At 41.2% G+C, this 221-nt stretch carries 1 pseudogene; it reads left to right on the top strand.

From position 1 onward, the window contains the following. A pseudogene (locus tag LI126_RS15390) lies at positions 1-221 on the top strand (hypothetical protein); the annotation flags it as partial.

The following is a 221-nucleotide window of genomic DNA, read 5'->3' as shown; positions in this document are numbered from 1 at the left end:
ATGGCTGGGGTTCTTGGCCAGTCTTAGGCTCGTTTGCAGTTGGGATTTTGGTATTGATTGCCTATGTAATTCGCCAATTGAAGCTTGAAACGCCAATCTTAAATTTGCGCGTTTTCAAGGTTAAGGCATTTACGATTGGTGCTGTATTGGTCATGCTTGATTTTGGTATTATTCTTTCGGCCATGTATCTGATGCCAATGTATCTGCAAAATGGCTTATTG

Source organism: Mediterraneibacter sp. 210702-DFI.5.30, from assembly GCF_020560115.1.
Lineage (GTDB): Bacteria > Bacillota > Clostridia > Lachnospirales > Lachnospiraceae > Mediterraneibacter > Mediterraneibacter faecis.
Note: the sequence above shows the minus strand (reverse complement) of the source record. Positions and strands in the feature narration are given on the sequence as shown.